At 46.2% G+C, this 16,998-nt stretch carries 13 protein-coding genes and 1 tRNA gene; 10 read left to right on the top strand and 4 right to left on the bottom strand.

Annotation, left to right across the window (positions count from 1 at the left end; genetic code table 11):
• The 8 genes from ICN16_RS09780 to ICN16_RS09745 all read left to right on the top strand — a co-directional run.
• A partial coding sequence (locus ICN16_RS09780) for an S-layer family protein (RefSeq protein WP_216137062.1) occupies positions 1-5,965 on the top strand: 5,965 nt, incomplete at its 5' end.
• Positions 5,955-6,599: an energy transducer TonB gene (locus ICN16_RS09775; RefSeq protein WP_216137059.1), complete on the top strand. Its 645-nt coding sequence runs from the start codon at positions 5,955-5,957 to the stop codon at positions 6,597-6,599. The genes ICN16_RS09780 and ICN16_RS09775, both read left to right, overlap by 11 nt.
• 8 nt (positions 6,600-6,607) lie before the next feature.
• Entirely contained in the window at positions 6,608-7,264 is a 657-nt protein-coding gene (locus ICN16_RS09770; RefSeq protein WP_216137056.1) for a MotA/TolQ/ExbB proton channel family protein, read from the top strand.
• Complete coding sequence (locus ICN16_RS09765; RefSeq protein WP_216137053.1) at positions 7,258-7,671, top strand: biopolymer transporter ExbD; 414 nt, start codon at positions 7,258-7,260, stop codon at positions 7,669-7,671. The genes ICN16_RS09770 and ICN16_RS09765 overlap by 7 nt, the downstream gene beginning before the upstream one ends.
• 25 nt (positions 7,672-7,696) lie before the next feature.
• Positions 7,697-9,565, top strand: coding sequence for a peptide transporter (locus tag ICN16_RS09760; protein ID WP_255533735.1), 1,869 nt, complete (start codon positions 7,697-7,699; stop codon positions 9,563-9,565).
• Between the two features lie 10 nt (positions 9,566-9,575).
• A complete protein-coding gene (locus ICN16_RS09755) occupies positions 9,576-10,388 on the top strand; it encodes a peptidylprolyl isomerase (protein ID WP_216137051.1) in 813 nt (270 codons plus the stop codon).
• Positions 10,389-10,412: 24 nt separating this feature from the next.
• On the top strand, positions 10,413-10,949 hold the full coding sequence (locus ICN16_RS09750; RefSeq protein WP_216137048.1) for a hypothetical protein: 537 nt from the start codon (positions 10,413-10,415) through the stop codon (positions 10,947-10,949).
• Positions 10,946-11,491 (top strand): hypothetical protein, encoded by a 546-nt coding sequence (locus tag ICN16_RS09745; protein ID WP_216137045.1) that lies wholly within the window; start codon positions 10,946-10,948, stop codon positions 11,489-11,491. Before ICN16_RS09750 ends, ICN16_RS09745 begins: the two co-directional genes overlap by 4 nt.
• Here the strand turns inward: ICN16_RS09745 and ICN16_RS09740 are convergent.
• Both ICN16_RS09740 and pgi read right to left on the bottom strand, forming a co-directional pair.
• Complete coding sequence (locus ICN16_RS09740; RefSeq protein WP_216137042.1) at positions 11,488-12,873, bottom strand: phosphomannomutase/phosphoglucomutase; 1,386 nt, start codon at positions 12,871-12,873, stop codon at positions 11,488-11,490. The two genes, ICN16_RS09745 and ICN16_RS09740, sit on opposite strands and share 4 nt — an antisense overlap.
• A gap of 45 nt (positions 12,874-12,918) precedes the next feature.
• On the bottom strand, positions 12,919-14,415 hold the full coding sequence (gene pgi, locus ICN16_RS09735; protein WP_216137039.1) for a glucose-6-phosphate isomerase: 1,497 nt from the start codon (positions 14,413-14,415) through the stop codon (positions 12,919-12,921).
• A 140-nt stretch (positions 14,416-14,555) separates the two neighbouring features.
• Here pgi and ICN16_RS09730 point away from each other — a divergent pair, with 140 nt between their 5' ends.
• Together ICN16_RS09730 and ICN16_RS09725 are read left to right on the top strand one after the other, a co-directional pair.
• A complete protein-coding gene (locus ICN16_RS09730; protein ID WP_216137036.1) occupies positions 14,556-15,692 on the top strand; it encodes an NAD(P)/FAD-dependent oxidoreductase in 1,137 nt (378 codons plus the stop codon).
• 19 nt (positions 15,693-15,711) lie between these two features.
• A tRNA-Ser gene (locus ICN16_RS09725) sits at positions 15,712-15,801 on the top strand.
• Between the two features lie 97 nt (positions 15,802-15,898).
• On the opposite strand, the gene ICN16_RS09720 is transcribed toward ICN16_RS09725, so the two are convergent.
• Both ICN16_RS09720 and ICN16_RS09715 read right to left on the bottom strand, forming a co-directional pair.
• Complete coding sequence (locus ICN16_RS09720) at positions 15,899-16,141, bottom strand: hypothetical protein (protein ID WP_216137033.1); 243 nt, start codon at positions 16,139-16,141, stop codon at positions 15,899-15,901.
• A 134-nt stretch (positions 16,142-16,275) separates the two neighbouring features.
• Positions 16,276-16,485, bottom strand: a complete 210-nt coding sequence (locus ICN16_RS09715; protein WP_216137031.1) for an AlpA family transcriptional regulator — start codon at positions 16,483-16,485, stop codon at positions 16,276-16,278.
• Positions 16,486-16,998 lie beyond the last annotated feature (513 nt).

The raw sequence follows: 16,998 nt of genomic DNA, 5'->3' as shown, positions 1-16,998 counted from the left end.
TACTGGCCTAACGAATCTAGTTGGCAGTGGTTCTGGTAACTTCCGCTATAACAGCAATGCCAGCAGCACCGGATATAACAGCACAGCTGCAGCTTTAGGGGCAGGGACTTATGCGGTTTATCGTGAGGCGCCTGAGCTTGGGCTAACTGCGGATAGTGGCTCCATGACTTATGGCGGTACAACGCCTACATTGAGTTACACCGTGAGCGGTGATCAGAATGGTGACACTATTGCCCAGATCTTTGCTTCAGCACCATCGGTGGCGATCGGCGGCAATAGTACTGCAGCTGGCTATGTAGCCGGTAACCACAGCGTTAATCTGACTACAAGCGCGGGTCTTCTGGGTTACAACATCACAGTTACCAATGGCAACTTAGTGGTTGGCAAGATTGTGCTCAATACTAACGGCACAACTGTAGTGAGTCGTGCTTATGACGGCACGGTAGATGCAACCCTGACGAACACTATGGCCTCAGGGATTTTGGCAAGCGACCTGAGTAATGTCACGCTCAATCTTGCAGGTATTTTTGCTGATAAAAATGTCGCCAATAATATATCGGTAACTTCCAATATTTCGATGACAGGTAGTGCTTCAGATAACTACAGCTTCACACAGCCGATTAGTTTGACGGGTGACATTACCCCCAAAACAGTCACACTGAGCGCAGCACAAGCCTATAGCGGCAGCAATACATTGACGAATGTGACTGTTGCTACAGGAATTTCCGGCGAAACTCTAACTTATAGTGCTGCATTGGCTAATAGTGCAAACGTAGTTGATAACGGAAGTAACTACATTACATCGATTACCTTGGGTAGCCAGGCCGGTGCAAATACGACCTCTGGCGGCCTTGTCAGTAACTATCAGTTGCCGACATTAAATGTATCTAATGCGCCAGTAACCATTTCTGCTGCAAATTTAACTGTAGCGGCTAATAATCAAACTCGTGCATATGGCGCCACCAACCCCAGCACTGGTAACGTCACTATTACTAGCGGTCAGCTTTATAACAGTGATGCGCTATCGACTGCTACGGTCACTAGCGCAGCGAATGCCACAAGTAACGTCGGCAACTACACCTTAACGGCAAGTAACCAAACCATGAGTACTGGCTTGGTTGGTAACTACAACATTACTTACGCTGCTGGTAACCTCGCAGTCAACCCAGCTGATCTAACGATTACTGCTAATAGTGCCTCTACCCAATATGGTCTGGGCACTACTTTAGGTAATACCGCCTTTACTAGCAGCGGCCTACAAAATAGTGAAACCATCGGTACCGTAGTTCTAGCGAGTGCCGGTAGTGCGAACACTACTAACGTCGGTACCTACAACATCACTGCCAGTGGGGCAGCGAACGGTAGCTTTACTGCAAGTAACTACAACATTAGCTATGTCAACGGTAGCTTGGTAGTGACACAGGCAAACTTGACGCTCAAAGCAGACGATCAAGCGCGTACTTACGGCGCTGCTAACCCAACAGCAGGTAATGTCACCATTACCAGCGGTCAGCTCTATAACAGTGATGCGCTATCGACTGCTACGGTCACTAGCGCAGCGAATGCCACAAGTAACGTCGGTAACTACACCTTAACGGCAAGTAACCAAACCATGAGTACTGGCTTGGTTGGTAACTACAACATTACTTACGCTGCTGGTAACCTCGCAGTCAACCCAGCTGATCTAACGATTACTGCTAATAGTGCCTCTACCCAATATGGCCTAGGCACTACTTTAGGTAATACCGCCTTTACTAGCAGTGGCCTACAAAATAGTGAAACCATCGGTACCGTAGTTCTAGCGAGTGCCGGTAGTGCGAACACCACTAACGTCGGTACCTACAACATCACTGCCAGTGGGGCAGCGAACGGTAGCTTTACTGCAAGTAACTACAACATTAGCTATGTCAACGGTAGCTTGGTAGTGACTCAAGCCAACATTACAGTGGTTGCTGATGATCAAAGCCGTACTTACGGCGCTGCCAACCCAACTAGCGGCACAGTGACTTTAGGTGGTGGTGGCACGTTGTATAACGGCGATACCTTGGGTAACGCTACAGTTGCAAGTACTGCCAACGCTACAAGCAACGTCGGTAACTACACCTTAACGGCAAGCAACCAGTCCTTTACAAGTGGCTTAAGCAGCAACTACAACATCACCTATAACAACGGTACGTTGACAGTGAATAAGGCTGAAGCAACTGTTATTGCGAATAGTGTTAACGTAACTTATAACGGTAGCCAACAATCAGTCAGTGGCTTTACTGCTACTGGACTGGTAAACAACCAAACGGTTGCAGTATTGACTGATGTCAGTGCTGGTGCAAATGGAACCAATGCTGGAGTATATGTATCTCAAGCTACAGGTAATGCAACTAACTACAACCTGACGTTTGTGGATGGCGCCTTAACTATTGATAAGGCTGCGCTAACGGTTACCGGCAATACCTTCAATACCACTTATACCGGCCAAAGCCAGAGCGTTTCAGGTTATAACGTTTCTGGATTGCAGGGTACAGATACTGCAGCAGTACTGACCAATGTCAGCGCTAGCGGCGCTAATGGGACTAATGCCGGCTCTTACACGAATAGCGTAACAACTGGTGTTGAGACTAACTATATTGTTACAGGCATCAATGGCGCTCTCAATATTGCTAAGGCAGTTATTACGGTCTCTGCGGATAATAAAGCCCGCTTATATGGCGATTCAAACCCAAGCTTAACTCAGGCTATGACTGGTTTTGTGGTGGGTGAGGATGCTGTGATTGCAAACATCACTGGTTCTAGTGCTGCATCAACCTTAGCGACTAACTTAAGTGGAGTGGGCAACTACACAATTACTAGCGGCATTGGAAGCTTAAGTGCAGCAAACTATGACTTTGCAGCTGCAAATGGCACATTGACAATCAATAAAGCGCACCTCACCGTGACGGCTGATGATCAATCTCGAATTTATGGTGCTGCTAACCCAACATTTACACAAACGATTACCGGATTTGTGAATGGTGAAACAAGTAGCGTGGTATCTGGATCAGCCTTTGGTAGTAGCGTTGCAAACGCTACGACAAGTGTTGGAAACCATACAATCACCGCGGGCCTTGGTGGTTTAAGTTCAGCAAATTATGACTTTGTTGGCGCTAACGGTACGTTAACGATTAGCAAAGCGCAATTATCGGCAATTGGTAACAAGGTCTATGACGGATCGAGCTTGATTAATGGTTCGCAAATTTCTGTAACTGGTGTGAATGGTGAAACCTTTACCGCTACAGGCACTGCTGCAATGCAGAGTAAAAACGTTCAAACCAATCAAAGCCTATCAAGCATAGCCGGGCTGGCATTGTCAGGAGCAAACGGGTCAAGCTTAAGCAATTACGAAGATTTAGTCTTACCTAATACGAGCGTTAGCGTATCTCGATTGAATGTTACTCTAGTGGCGCCTAATGCTACGATGGTTTATGGCAATACAACTATTCAGCAAGCAACTACAGCAGACTTAACTGCCTTATCTGGACAGTTGGTTGGTGGGGATCGCGTCAGCTCAGCAGCGATTACATACAACACTAAAGATGCTGGTGCCAACAAGACTGTTACTCTAAATTCCGTTGTGGTGAGTGATGATAATGGTGGTCAAAACTACTGTGTTAGCGTAGCAGACTCCTATAACGGTGTTATTACTAAGGCGCCATTAATTATTAGCGCAGTGAATGATGGAAAAATACTCGCTCAAGCTGATACTGTTGCTGCAAATGGCTCGATTGGGTATGGCGGAGTTGTATACACCGGCTTTGTTGGTGGTGAAACAGCGGCTAATCTAACTTCTACAGCAAATGGTTCTGTACAAGCCTTATGGAATGGTACCGTCACACGATCAAATATTTCTGGGGTAGATAACCAATCTGCCCGTACTTATAGCGGTGTATTGACGCCTTCGAGTTTCTCCGCAACCAACTACAACATTACCTATCGGTCAGGTGATTACATCATTGTCCCTGCAGATACGCTATTAATTAAAGTAGTTGGCAGTGGAACAGCTAATGTAAATTACTCATCCTCTTTAAGTAGCTTCCAGTTAAGTGCGGAGTATGTCAGAAGTAATACCACCATCAGCAACCTAAGCGCAAATGTAACCAATGGCTATGCGTCTATTGTGGATGGATTTGGAACCACTGCAATATTTAGGTTAAATGCGGTTAATGGTTCATACAGCTCGTCTGGAAACTTAAATGTGGGCGGCTACAATCTCAATGCCTCGAATGTGACCATCATTGGTAGCAACTTTAATAATTTAGCGGTGGTTGGTGCGATTACAGTTGCTCCCAAAACCATTAACAATAATGTCAGCACAATTCAGTCGGTCTCCAAGGTCTACGATGGCAGTACCAGCATTACTGCTGCCAATCTTAGCTTTAATCAAACTGCATCGGGCGTAGTTGCTGGTGATCATGTGAGTCTAATTGGTTCTGGTAGCTATACGGATCGTCATGTTGGGGCCAATAAATCCGTCACCCTAAGTATGGGATTATTTGGTAATGAATTTGGTAACGACTCCAATAACTATGTATTGTCCAACGCTAGTCTGACGGGTAATATTGGTACGATTACCCAGTTGGCTTCTGTTGCTTACACGGGTGCTAATAACGGAAATTGGTCCACCGCTACAAACTGGGCGGGTGGAGCACTTCCAGATGGTAATAACGTTGCCCAGGTGATTATTCCAATCAATAAGACGGTGGTCTACAACAGCGAGCAAGTGGGTACAACTTCCAGCGCTATTGTGAATAACGGTAGCATTGTGTTTGATTCTGCGAATGCCTTCAATTTGGCAAATTCGATCTCCGGTACTGGTAGCATCGTTCAGCGTGGCGCAGGCATCTTGAATATCACCGGTAATAACAGCATGTCTGGAGTAGTAGACATTGCTAACTATCGACTTTCCTTGGGCAGTCAAAATGCTCTAGGTAATGCAAATATCACCTCTACTGGCGGTAACTTGTCAGTTACTGGTGGAACAACACTCAGTAGATTGTCTGTGGATGGTGCAGTAACGATTGATAGCGTCATTAATACAATCGGCGACCAGGTTTATGGCGGTCCGCTAACTTTCCTGACTGGAAATAACAGTTCGACAGCGAATTTCAATAGTAGCGCTGGAAACATCAGCTTTATGAGTACGGTAAGTGCTGGCGCAGGCTCAAAATCAGCTCAGCGCAACCTAGTGGTCACAGCCGCTAACGGTACAGTGCTCTTTAATGATCAGGTTGGCCTTGATGTCGTCGATCGATTAAGTGCCTCCTATACGTTGAACCCATATACGAGTTCCTATAGCGGGTTATCTGGTGTTAATCCATACGCCATGAATGTAACTGCTCAAACCATTAAGCTCTTTGGTGACGTTACTACTTTTGAAGGTCAGGAATATAACGGCTCAGTCTTAATTGGCGATAACGGTAGCAATGGAAGAACTCGCTTATTGTTATCGATGGACCCATCGGTTGTGGTGAATGGACCGATTAATGACGTATCTGCTGGCCAGCACACCTTATTGATGCGCGCATTTAGCTTGCTTGCCAATGTTGGACCTGCGCCGACGATTAGATATGGCAATGTGGGTAATATTGCACCATTGGCTGACTTGAATGCTTTGGTTGGTGTGCAAGAAACAAACCCAGCGCTATCACCCGTAGTGGGGCAGCAAGCCGCTGGCGTACCACTTTTTGGCAGTGTGACTCAGACGGGTACGACTACGATATATGTGGCGCCTTTACCTCAGTCGAGCATGGGCAGCAATACAGCTAGTCAAAATGCCTCGATGCATGGCCAACTACATGATCAGACTCAACAATTAGTGCAGTCATTTAAGTCTTCTGAAATGGATTCATCCGCGAGTGCTGGTGATGTGGTGGTTGGCGACCTAACGAACGCCTCCTGCGATCCTAAGATAGATGATTTCTGTAGTGGCAAATAAAAGCCTAGAGTCTCAGCAAACTTCTCAGGCCTATATCGTAGTTCTGATGGTGGCATTAGTTCATCTATTTGCCTTTATTATTTATCTGTATGGCGTTCCCAGTTGGAAGAAAAGACAAATCTCCGATATCACTATTCAGTTAAGTGGATCTTTTCTGAGCGGGCAGGGTGGTCAAGGTTCTGGTAAATCAACGCAAGCGAACAGTGCATCGGCACCACCCACTAAGGCGTCTAGTGATGATGGCTTACTTCAGCGACAAAACAATGCCTCAAAAAGTTCGCAGACCAGTAATTCAAGTAATAGCACTTCGGAAAGCAGTGCCGCTGCAGGCATTCAGGCGGCACCGACAGTAGATGCGGATTACAAGGCCGCCTATCTGAATAATCCTAAGCCGCCATACCCTGCAATGGCATTTAAGATGCGGGTAGAGGGTACCGTGGTGCTAAGAGCACTCATTCTCCCAGATGGAAAATGCAGTGAAGTCATGATTGCCAAAACCAGCGGCAATGAATCTCTTGATCGTTCTGCTTTAAATACCGTATCTCAATGGCAATTTACTCCAGCTAAAGCCCAAGGAAAAGAAATTTCCCAATGGGTCAACATCCCAATTACCTTCTCTATTAAAAACCGTTAGGAATCCCAATGAACTCCTCTAATTTTATTGTTGATTTAACCTTATTTATATTGGTGTCGCTATCCATAGCAACTTGGTCTATTGCGGTTATTAAGATCTTGGCTTTTCGTAAGGAGGCGCAACAGTCCCGCGATTTTCTGCAGTCTTTCTGGGGCGATCGCACTTGGAAAGGTCGTTGCGGCGCCGCACAGATAGGTCAGGGTGATTTTGCAAAGCTGACTAAGGCGGGATTTGTTACTTGCAAAGAACTATCTGGGGAGGAGGGTGAAGGTTGTGATCACCAGGAGCTTCAGGAGATCCTTGATCGTGAGTTACGCAAGCAACTGCATGCCATTATTCGTGGACGTGAGCGTGGCTATGCAGAATTAGCATCGATTGGATCAACTGCACCGTTTATTGGTTTGTTTGGAACTGTTTGGGGGATTATGAATGCCCTTAAAACGATTACCGCTACTGGTCAAGCCAGTATTGACGTTGTAGCCGGCCCGATTGGTGAGGCATTGATCGCAACAGCGGTGGGTATTGCAACCGCCATTCCTGCAGTACTGGTATATAACTATTTCATGCGCCAACAACGTGTTCACGTTTCTGAGTTGGATGGCTTTAGTGAGGATTTCTTGCGTCAAGCGATGCGTAATCAAAAGCAATGGAGTGAGACATGCTAGTTCGCGGCGGTGGTGATGACTCTGGATTAATGGCGGAGATGAACGTTACTCCGTTAGTGGACGTGATGCTCGTGCTATTGATCGTGTTTATGGTTACTGCCCCTTTGCTGATTCCGCAAAGCTTAGGAGTTAATTTGCCAAAAACAGAGTCCATACAATCTCCGGTCGAAAAAGATTTAACTAAGTTAATTATTAAGGCAGATGGCACGCTTGAGCTTGATGGCAAGGCCATTAATGACCAAGCCTTAAAATCAGCGCTAGTATCTAAAGCAAATGAGCCCAAATTTCAGTTGCAGGTTGATGCAGATGAGAACTTAAAATATAGCCGTCTGGCACAAGTAATCGCCATGGCGCAGGGTGCTGGTGTTACTAAGCTAGCCCTTGTTACAGTTGCTAAGAATAAATAGATTAATAAGGAATAAGTAAAAATCGATGAACAAGGTGAATATGGTTTTTAAGCTGGAAGACTTTGAACATGCAGCCTATAGTCGCCAACATGAGGAAGCGGCCAGAATGCTGGTTAACTTACTCTCGATTCTGGATAGTAGTTATGGCGTTCCAGGCGGTCAGTTTCAGGCTCAGCCTCTGGCAGGGGTTTCAGAAGATCACCGTGAAGCTCATGTAGGCATTCGCCTGGCTTCCGCAATCTCTTGCTTGTTTTCAGATAAAGACTTTCACTTTGCACCAGAGAGCTTAACCTCGCTGTTTACCTTGCAACGTTGGTTTGCAACCATTTTTGGCTCAACCGACTTTATTAATGCCGATCATGTCGTGCGCGCACTGAACTTGGCCGGAAAAGGGAACCTTGGACACCTTGAGGTCACTGCCCAAGATTTGCCGAAGTTTGCTTTGCTCTACTTGCCTGAATCTGAAATTGTTTTAGAAGTGGATAAGTTGTGGGAAGCCAATAAATACCTGGCTGCATCTTTAGGTATGGCCCTTTTATCCCCTCGGTTTTTGGGTTCCCCACAGGCACACAACAAGCGTGAAGCACTCTTGCCATGGCTAAGCGCAAAGTTACCCGAGATAGAATCGCTTGAGGCATTGCCATTTGGCATCATGCATGACGTCTACATGCATTGCAGTTATGCTGACCGACCTGATAAACATGAAATCAAAGGCGCAATTAATACTTTGATTGAGCGCTGGCTGGAAGCTTATAAGCTACTCCCTCTAGATACCCCTGTCTTGCCTGCTAAAAATGGTGAAAAACCTACGATGCTGGTAGTGATGGAGTGGTTTAATGCAGGACATTCCATTTACCGTACCCACTCAAGAACTCTAGAGGCTGCTAAAGAGCTATTTCATATTGTTGGAATGGGTCTATCTAATGCAACCGATGCAGTTGGCCATGCAGTATTTGACGAGTGGATTGAGATTAAGCAGGGCTCATTGCAAGAGCAAATTTCTCAAATCCGAGGTGTGGCAGAGGCGCGCCAAGCCCAAGTGTTTTATATGCCAAGTGTTGGCATGTTCCCGCTCACAATGATGCTTGCTAACATTCGTCTGGCCCCAGTGATGGCAATGGCGCTAGGTCATCCAGCGACCTCACATTCTTCTTCAATGGATTACGTTGTAGTAGAGGAGGATTACGTGGGTGATCCCGATTGCTTTAGCGAGGAGCTGCTGATTTTGCCTAATGACGGTATGCCATATCGTCCATCGGGATTGGCAAGCCAAACTCCTGAGCCGCCGATTATTCGTGAAAAACCTGAAGTGGTCGATATTGTGGTGGCGGCATCGGCAATGAAAATCAACCCTGGTTTCCTCAATGCTTGCAAAGAGATTGCCTTGCGTAGCAAAGTGCCTGTGAGATTCCATTTCGCAGTAGCCTTTGCACAAGGCATGGTGTACGAACAAGTGAAGCGCGTAGTGCGCAATGTACTTGGTGACTACGCCATTGTGTATGCGCATCGTGGCTATACCGAATATATGGATATTGTCCGTAAGTGCGACATGTATATCAACCCATTCCCATTTGGTAATACCAACGGCATTATCGATACTGTTACAGCTGGATTAGTGGGGGTCTGCAAAACCGGACCAGAGGTTAATGAACATATCGACCAGGGCTTGTTTGAGCGCTTTGGTATGCCTAATTGGCTAGTGGCTACCACTACTGAGGATTACATCAAAGCTGTTGTTAAGCTTGCGGAGGATCATGAGCTGCGCAATGAGCTCAGACGTAAGCATGCTGGACCAGATAAGGTGGAGCGTATTTTCCAAGGCCGCCCTGAGATCATGGGGCAGATGCTGATGGAGCGCTTGAAAAAAGCAAAAGACAATAAAAAAACAAAGTAAAGAAAAGTAAATGAAATCCAAACTCTATAGCTATCTAGTTGCTGGCTTCTTAACCCTAGCCATGAGTGCTGTCTATGCACAGCAATCACAAACCCTCCTCACCGTGAATGGTGCAAAAATTACTGCTGCCCAGGTGGATCAATGGGTTGCAGTATCTGTATCTGAGGGCGCTAAAGATACTCCAGAGTTACGTCAATCGATTGTGAATGATCTTGTATTGCGTGAGGCGGTAGCGCAAGACGCCAAGAAAACAGGTCTTCTGAACAAGCCTAATAACGCATTTAAGATCAAGATGGCAGAACAAAATGCCATGATGGATATCTGGTTTGCTCAGTACTTTGCAGCTCATCCAGTTACCAATGAAGATGTTCGTGCCGTTTATGACAAACAAGTGGAGCTCAGTAAGGATCCTAAAAATTCAACTGAGTATTTGCTTGCTCAAATCGTGGTTGCCAACGAGGCCGATGGCGTAGAGATCATCAGACAAATTAATAATGGAGCCTCATTCGCAGATCTTGCTAAGGCAAAGTCTTTGGATCAAACCTCCGGGCAGCAGGGCGGTATCGTTGGCTGGGCGCTTCCATCACAGCTGACCCCGCCAATCAATGATCTAGTACCCAACCTTACCAAGGGCAAGGTAACTCAAGTCCCCGTCAAAACCTCGAATGGTTGGCATGTCATTAAGGTTGATGACGTGAGGCCATTTGTATTGCCTACCTTTGATCAGGCAAGAAACGCAATTGCCCAAAGCCTCATCCAGCAAAAGCGCCAAGAGGCAGTCAATGCCCTCATGAAATCAACCAAGATTTCCAAGGGAAATTAACCTAGAAACTGCTAAAGTAGTCAAATGATCAAGCGTCTATTGACTTCGCTATTTGTATTAATGCCCATGACTTTCCATGGGCAAGCTTTTGCCAATGAAAAATTGACTTATCAGAATTGGGTTGTTGAGGTCGGCACTGAAACAACGGAGGCTTACACCGTCAACGACTCCAATTCTTCACTAGGACTGTTTTGTGGCGGTAGCACTTGCGTGTTTTATCTCAACCCCAATCTCAATTGCCAGCCCAATACTAAAAATGCTGTGCTCATGAATGGCTCAACAGTCTCAGCAGCTCTTGGTATGCAATGCACTCTGGTTGGTAAACATTATTTCCAGATTCTGGATCCCTTTGATCAGGTTATGAATGCCGTAAAAGCGGGGGGTAATATTGGGTTTGCTGTTGCCCTACAAGGCGGAGCATTTTCTGTTTATCGATTCAGTCTCAATGGCTCTTTGCCGGCTATTCAGCGTGCATTAGAGGAGGCTTCCAGAAGGGGGCAGCCTAAGTCATCTCAACCTATGCCTAATCAAGCACCTGGCTTTAAAGACATCACCCTATGAGTATTAAGCAATTCAACGCCAGCTATCTTGCGCCCGATGATCGCTTGTTATTTCGTTTTAATACGACAGAAGATACGGAGTTTCGCTTCTGGTTTACTCGTCGCGTAACCTTATTTATTCTTGCTGCTACATCGCATTTATTAGTGAAGAATTTAGAGCAATCCCATACTCCAGAGGCAGCAAAGGCAATTGCCGAATTCGGTGAGGAAGCTGTTAAGGCAGAAAGAGAACGTCGAGAGGCAGTCAAGCCTGAGACATATCTACCTGCCAATAATTATCCTTTGGGGGCTGATCCCGTTCTTGTCTTGGATGTGAAATGTTCTTTCGAGAAACAGGATTCTGAAGACATGCTGTCATTAGATCTAGTTCTTCCAGGTGGAGCCAATATCAACCTGAAGATGGCTGGACCTACTTTGCAGGCCATGTGCCTATTACTCAATCAATTACGTGAGCACGCCACTTGGGGCGATGTACCTCAGGTAGTGGAGACTGCTGAGTCTGCAGAAGATGAAGAAGAGGGTGCAAAGCCCTCGGTTCACTAGAACGGTAGTTTTGCTTCGGGCTTAGCAGCCAGCAAGACTGCCTTAAACTCTGCCTGAATTCGCTTAATCGCCTCTTCGCTATCTGCCTCAAAACGCATTACTACGACTGGCGTTGTATTAGAGGGTCTAGCTAGACCAAAGCCATCGGCATATTCCACGCGGACACCATCAATGGTGTTGATGGATTCAGAGGTTGGGAACTTGGCATTGGCTTTAATCGTTTCTAGCAAGGCAAAAGGTTCACCTTCAGCACAAGCCAGTTGCAATTCTGGAGTACAGATGGCATTCGGTAAGTTATTGAGAGTGTCGCTTGGATTCTTTTCCTTGCTGAGGATCTCTAGCAAGCGAGCGCCGGTATACAGACCATCATCAAATCCAAACCAACGGTCTTTAAAGAAGATGTGGCCACTCATCTCGCCAGCAAGTGGGGCACCAGTTTCCTTTAACTTGGCTTTAACTAAAGAGTGACCAGTTTTCCACATGATTGGTTCGCCACCATGTTCTTTGACATAGGTCGCTAAATTGCGGGTGCACTTCACGTCATAAATAATCTGCCCGCCTGGGTTGCGGGAAAGGACGTCCTTAGCAAACAACATCATCTGACGATCTGGGAAGATCACCTGACCATCTTTAGTGACAACGCCCAAACGATCGGCATCGCCATCAAAGGCGAGACCTAATTCATTATCGGTAGTCTGCAAATTCTTGATGAGGTCTTGTAAGTTTTCAATATGGGCTGGATCGGGATGGTGGTTGGGGAAATGACCATCCACCTCACAGAATAGTTCTTGAACTTCGCAACCTAGAGCTCTAAATAATTTTCCTGCAAAGGCGCCACCAACACCATTACCGCAATCCACAGCAATTTTCATTGGGCGAGCAAGTTTGATATCGCCCACGATGTAATTGAGATACATTGGGAAAATATCGAAAGTCCTTCGAGTACCTTGGCCTACGGCAAACTTCTTAGCTTCAATGCGCTTACGCAAATCCTGAATCTGCTCACCATAAATGGCCGCGCTACCCAAGACCATTTTGAAGCCGTTGTAATTAGGTGGGTTATGGCTACCGGTAATCATGATTCCGGACTTCGGTGTCTTGCCATTAATCGTATGGTTGGCAGCAAAGTACACCATTGGTGTTGCAACCATTCCCAGGTCAATCACATTGATGCCAGTAGAAAGTAAGCCATCAGTTAGCGCTTCAATCAAGCTGGGGCCAGATAGGCGACCATCGCGACCAATGACGATATCGGTTTCGCCTAGCTCGCGCATCTCAGTGCCAAACGCCTGGCCAATGAGCTTGGCAATCGAAGGATCTAAGGTCTCATCAATAATGCCGCGGATGTCATACGCTTTAAAAATGGATGGAGACAATTGCATTACAGATCCTTCAGTAAAAACACCCAGGCCTTGCTTGGGCGATAACTAGTTATTTGAATTTAATAAATTAATACGAGCAGCAGTGACGGCATCAATATCGTCACTTGCGGCAATATTATTTTGGTGGCTGGTGAGGGCTTTCTCAATCGGCTTAGCGAGGACTTTGCCGTACTCAACACCAGGTTGATCGAAACTGTTGATATTCCAGAGTGCACCTAGTGTTGCAGTACGGTTCTCATAGAGAGCCAGTAGGGCGCCGAGGTAAAAAGCATTGAGCTTAGGCAGTAGCAGCAGATTGCTAGGACGTTTGCCAGGGTAAACATCATTTGGATTACTAGCAGTTTTGCCATTTGCTAATGCTTGCGCTTGTGCCAAGCAATTGGAAAGCAGAATGCGGTGATGCGCTACAGCCTCAGGCCGATCACTCATGGGTTCACGTACAGCAATGAAATCAATTGGGATGATTTCAGTACCCTGGTGAAAGAGCTGGAAGTAGGAGTGTTGTGCATTGCTGCCAGCACTACCAAATACCACTGGTGAAGAGTGCTTAACTGGCTTGCCGTCACGATCCACGCTCTTGCCATTACTTTCCATATCGAGCTGCTGCAACCACTTCGGAAACCAATCTAGAGCATCCGCATACGGAATGGCCGCATAAGCCTTGATGTCATGTTTCTCTTGCTGATATAGCAAGGTGAGCGCCATGATGACGGGCAGGTTCTCTTCTAGGGGTGCATTCTTAAAATGTAGATCCATCGCTTCTGCACCAGCCAAGAATTGCTGAAAGGTCTCAAAGCCATATTGCAAGGCAATGGGTAGGCCAACAGCTGACCAGACGGAATAACGACCACCGACCCAATCCCAGAAGGGGTAAATATTGTCTTCCTCAACGCCAAATTCTTTAGCGGCAGGAATATTAGCAGTTACTGCATACAGTGCGTGAGCAATCTGACTCTTGGTGCAACCGCTGTCTTTAAGCCAAGCGACAACGGCCTTGGCATTCATGGAGGTTTCCAGAGTGGTGAATGATTTCGAGACCACAATCACCCGAGTGCTATGAGGCTGAGCACGCACCAAAATACGAGCTAATTCAGCGGTATCAATATTGGCCAAGAAATGCATGCGCATGCCACGGCTATCAATGCCTGGGACATGAGCTAAGGCTTCAATAGCGAGGCGGGGGCCAAAGTCAGATCCACCAATACCGATATGAATCACATCTGTAACACCAACCCATTTATTACAAAGTGCCTCAATCCGATGCCAAACCTCAGATACTGCTGGCATGACATCTGAGTCATTGATGAGTACCGGGGTTTTAGTGAGATTGCGGAGCGCAGAGTGCAGGGCGGGGCGATCTTCGCTGTTGTTAATGTGCTTGCCTGCAAACATATCCACAATGAATTGCTCCACCTTGGATTTGCGTGCCTGGGCAAAGAGCTTTACCCAGCCATTGGCATCAATTCCCTGGTATGCGGTATCGAGCGCAATATCAATGGCGGAATGGAGGTTTTGGGATGCTGAATGGGCTTGCAAAGACATGGCTAGATTTTATCAATAAGGGCATCAAAATCCCCTTAAAACGCTGAAAATGTTACGATTTCAGCAATATAGAGGCTTTAGCCTAGGCAAAAGTCATTACAAAATTGAGACATATCTGAAATCAGGTCAGGAATAGCCGAATGGAGCAGGTTGATTGCGTAGTAGTGGGTGCTGGAGTAGTGGGTTTGGCGGTCGCTCGCGAGATGGCATTACAGGGCCGAGAGACGATCTTGCTCGAGCGTGAGGATTCGTTCGGAACCATTAGTAGCGCGCGCAATAGTGAAGTGATTCATGCGGGGATTTATTACCCCAAAGATTCTCTCAAGGCGAAGCTTTGCGTCGAAGGCAATCGCCTTTTATATGAATATTGCCGAAGCCATCAAGTCAGCACACAAGCCTACGGCAAGTTGATTGTGGCTGCCAATACTAGCCAGCTAGATGATCTGCAGGCTATTTTGTACAAAGCCCAAAATAATCAAGTTCCCGATATCAAGATGATCTCTGGAGAGCAGGCAAAAGCGCTGGAGCCTCAGTTGCAATGTGAAGCAGCAGTGCTTTCAGCATCAACGGGTGTAGTGGATAGCCACGGTCTCATGCTCTCATTGCTTGGCGGCTTTGAAGATGCAGGCGGTATGGTCGCCTATCAATCACCTTTACTTGCTGCAAAGCCGATTGGTGCCAATGCTGAAGGTGGCTTTGAGCTCACCATTGGTGGTGCTGATGGCATGACCATTCAGACAAAGTTGTTGATTAATTGTGCGGGACTAAGCGCTCCAGCATTGGCTCAAAAAATAGAGGGTCTTTCTAAAGATCTCATACCTAAAGCCTATTTTGCAAAAGGTAACTACTTCTCTTTATCTGGTAAATCTCCATTTAGTCATTTGATTTATCCGATCCCTGAGCCCGGTGGACTCGGCGTTCATCTCACCTTGGATATGGGTGGTCAGGCCAAGTTTGGTCCGGATGTGGAATGGCTTGATATTGAAGAGGAGAGCCAGATTAATTACACGGTCGATCCAAAGCGTGGGGAGGGTTTTTATGCCGCAGTAAGGCAGTACTGGCCCGACCTAAAAGACGGCTCATTGCAGGCAGATTACTCCGGCGTCAGAGCCAAAATCGTCCCGCCAAATGCCCCGGCAGGAGACTTTTACTTTGAAGGACCCCAGCAGCATCAGCTTCATGGCCTATTTAACCTCTATGGCTTTGAGTCCCCAGGCCTGACCTCTTGCTTGGCTATCGCCCAGCATTTGGAGGCGCAAATCAAAAGTTCTCTATAATCTAGGACTTAAATCGCAAGGAAGAGTGGCAGAGCGGTTGAATGCACCAGTCTTGAAAACTGGCGAGGATGAAAGTCCTCCGTGAGTTCGAATCTCACCTCTTCCGCCATATACGACAGCAGAGCCCCTAACCATGAGGCTCTATGTTTTTGGGGCTCTTCTACCCACCTCTCTACCCACCACTAAAACCGAGTCTCAATTCAGATCTAGATGGATTGCTGTGGGCTTGATATCTCAGCGCAACGCTGGGTAAGGTATTCGTAGATATCAAAATTGGGTAGATTCTGAGTGCCACTAATGACTGGCACATCACCGTAGCTCAGAAAGGCGTGCGCCAGCACTTCGGGCTCAATATAGCGATTGATTGGTGCGCGCAGGAAGTCGTCAACTACTTTTTTGCAAACTTCAATAGCGTCCTTAGCTCTGAGAATTCCCCGGCGTGTACCCAAGGGTTTTGAGTATTCACTCCATAGTCACTGTAGACATCAACGCTAAATATTTTGGGTTGATTAATGCTACTCATAGTTATCTCCTGAAATTGATTTGCTAGGGCTAAAGATTAACCTCAGGAGATAGCCATTTTTCAATTGGTGGATTGACCGCTCCTTTCCCGAATAAATGCCTGAACCTGTTCAATCGTCCAGAAAGATGATCGACCAATCTTGATTGGTTTTGGAAATTCACCTTTCTGCACCATGAGCCAAAACTTCGATTTAGAAACTGGCATCACCTTCAATATTTGCGGAATTCTCATCAAAGCAATAGGTGGGATTTGGGGGCTTGATTGACTCATCACCATCTCCTTAGCGGGCGCGCTTTAAGTTTTTGCGATAGGCCTGTAAGACCATCTTTGCGGAACTCATTTTTGTGTATCCATAAGATCGATACAAGCTGTATAAGCGAATTGCCATCATTAAATTTAATCTCCTATTGTGTTTTGTTATGAATCAATCTGTGTGCCGCTGAAGTGCAATGTAGTCAATGAAATTTTGGTGGTCAATCAAATGTCAATACCCACTTTGAAGACGCATATTAATTTTTGACTACAAAAAAATATTTATTCATAGAAGTGACACAAGCTATATAAATAAATGGCTACAGCCTTGTCAGAAGATTCTGATAGCGCAAAGAGAGCGGTGGACACTCATAGATCAATAAACACTTCAGATAAAGAAAATCATTCTCACGAATTTCTCAAACATGGATGACAGGGAAATGATGAATAAATAAATTAAAGAAAAATTCAGAAAAAACGCGTTTGACGATACGCTCTTCGATTGTTAGATTCATCTCTTGCAAAAAATAT

Source organism: Polynucleobacter sp. es-MAR-4, assembly GCF_018882055.1.
GTDB lineage: Bacteria > Pseudomonadota > Gammaproteobacteria > Burkholderiales > Burkholderiaceae > Polynucleobacter.
Note: the sequence above shows the minus strand (reverse complement) of the source record. Positions and strands in the feature narration are given on the sequence as shown.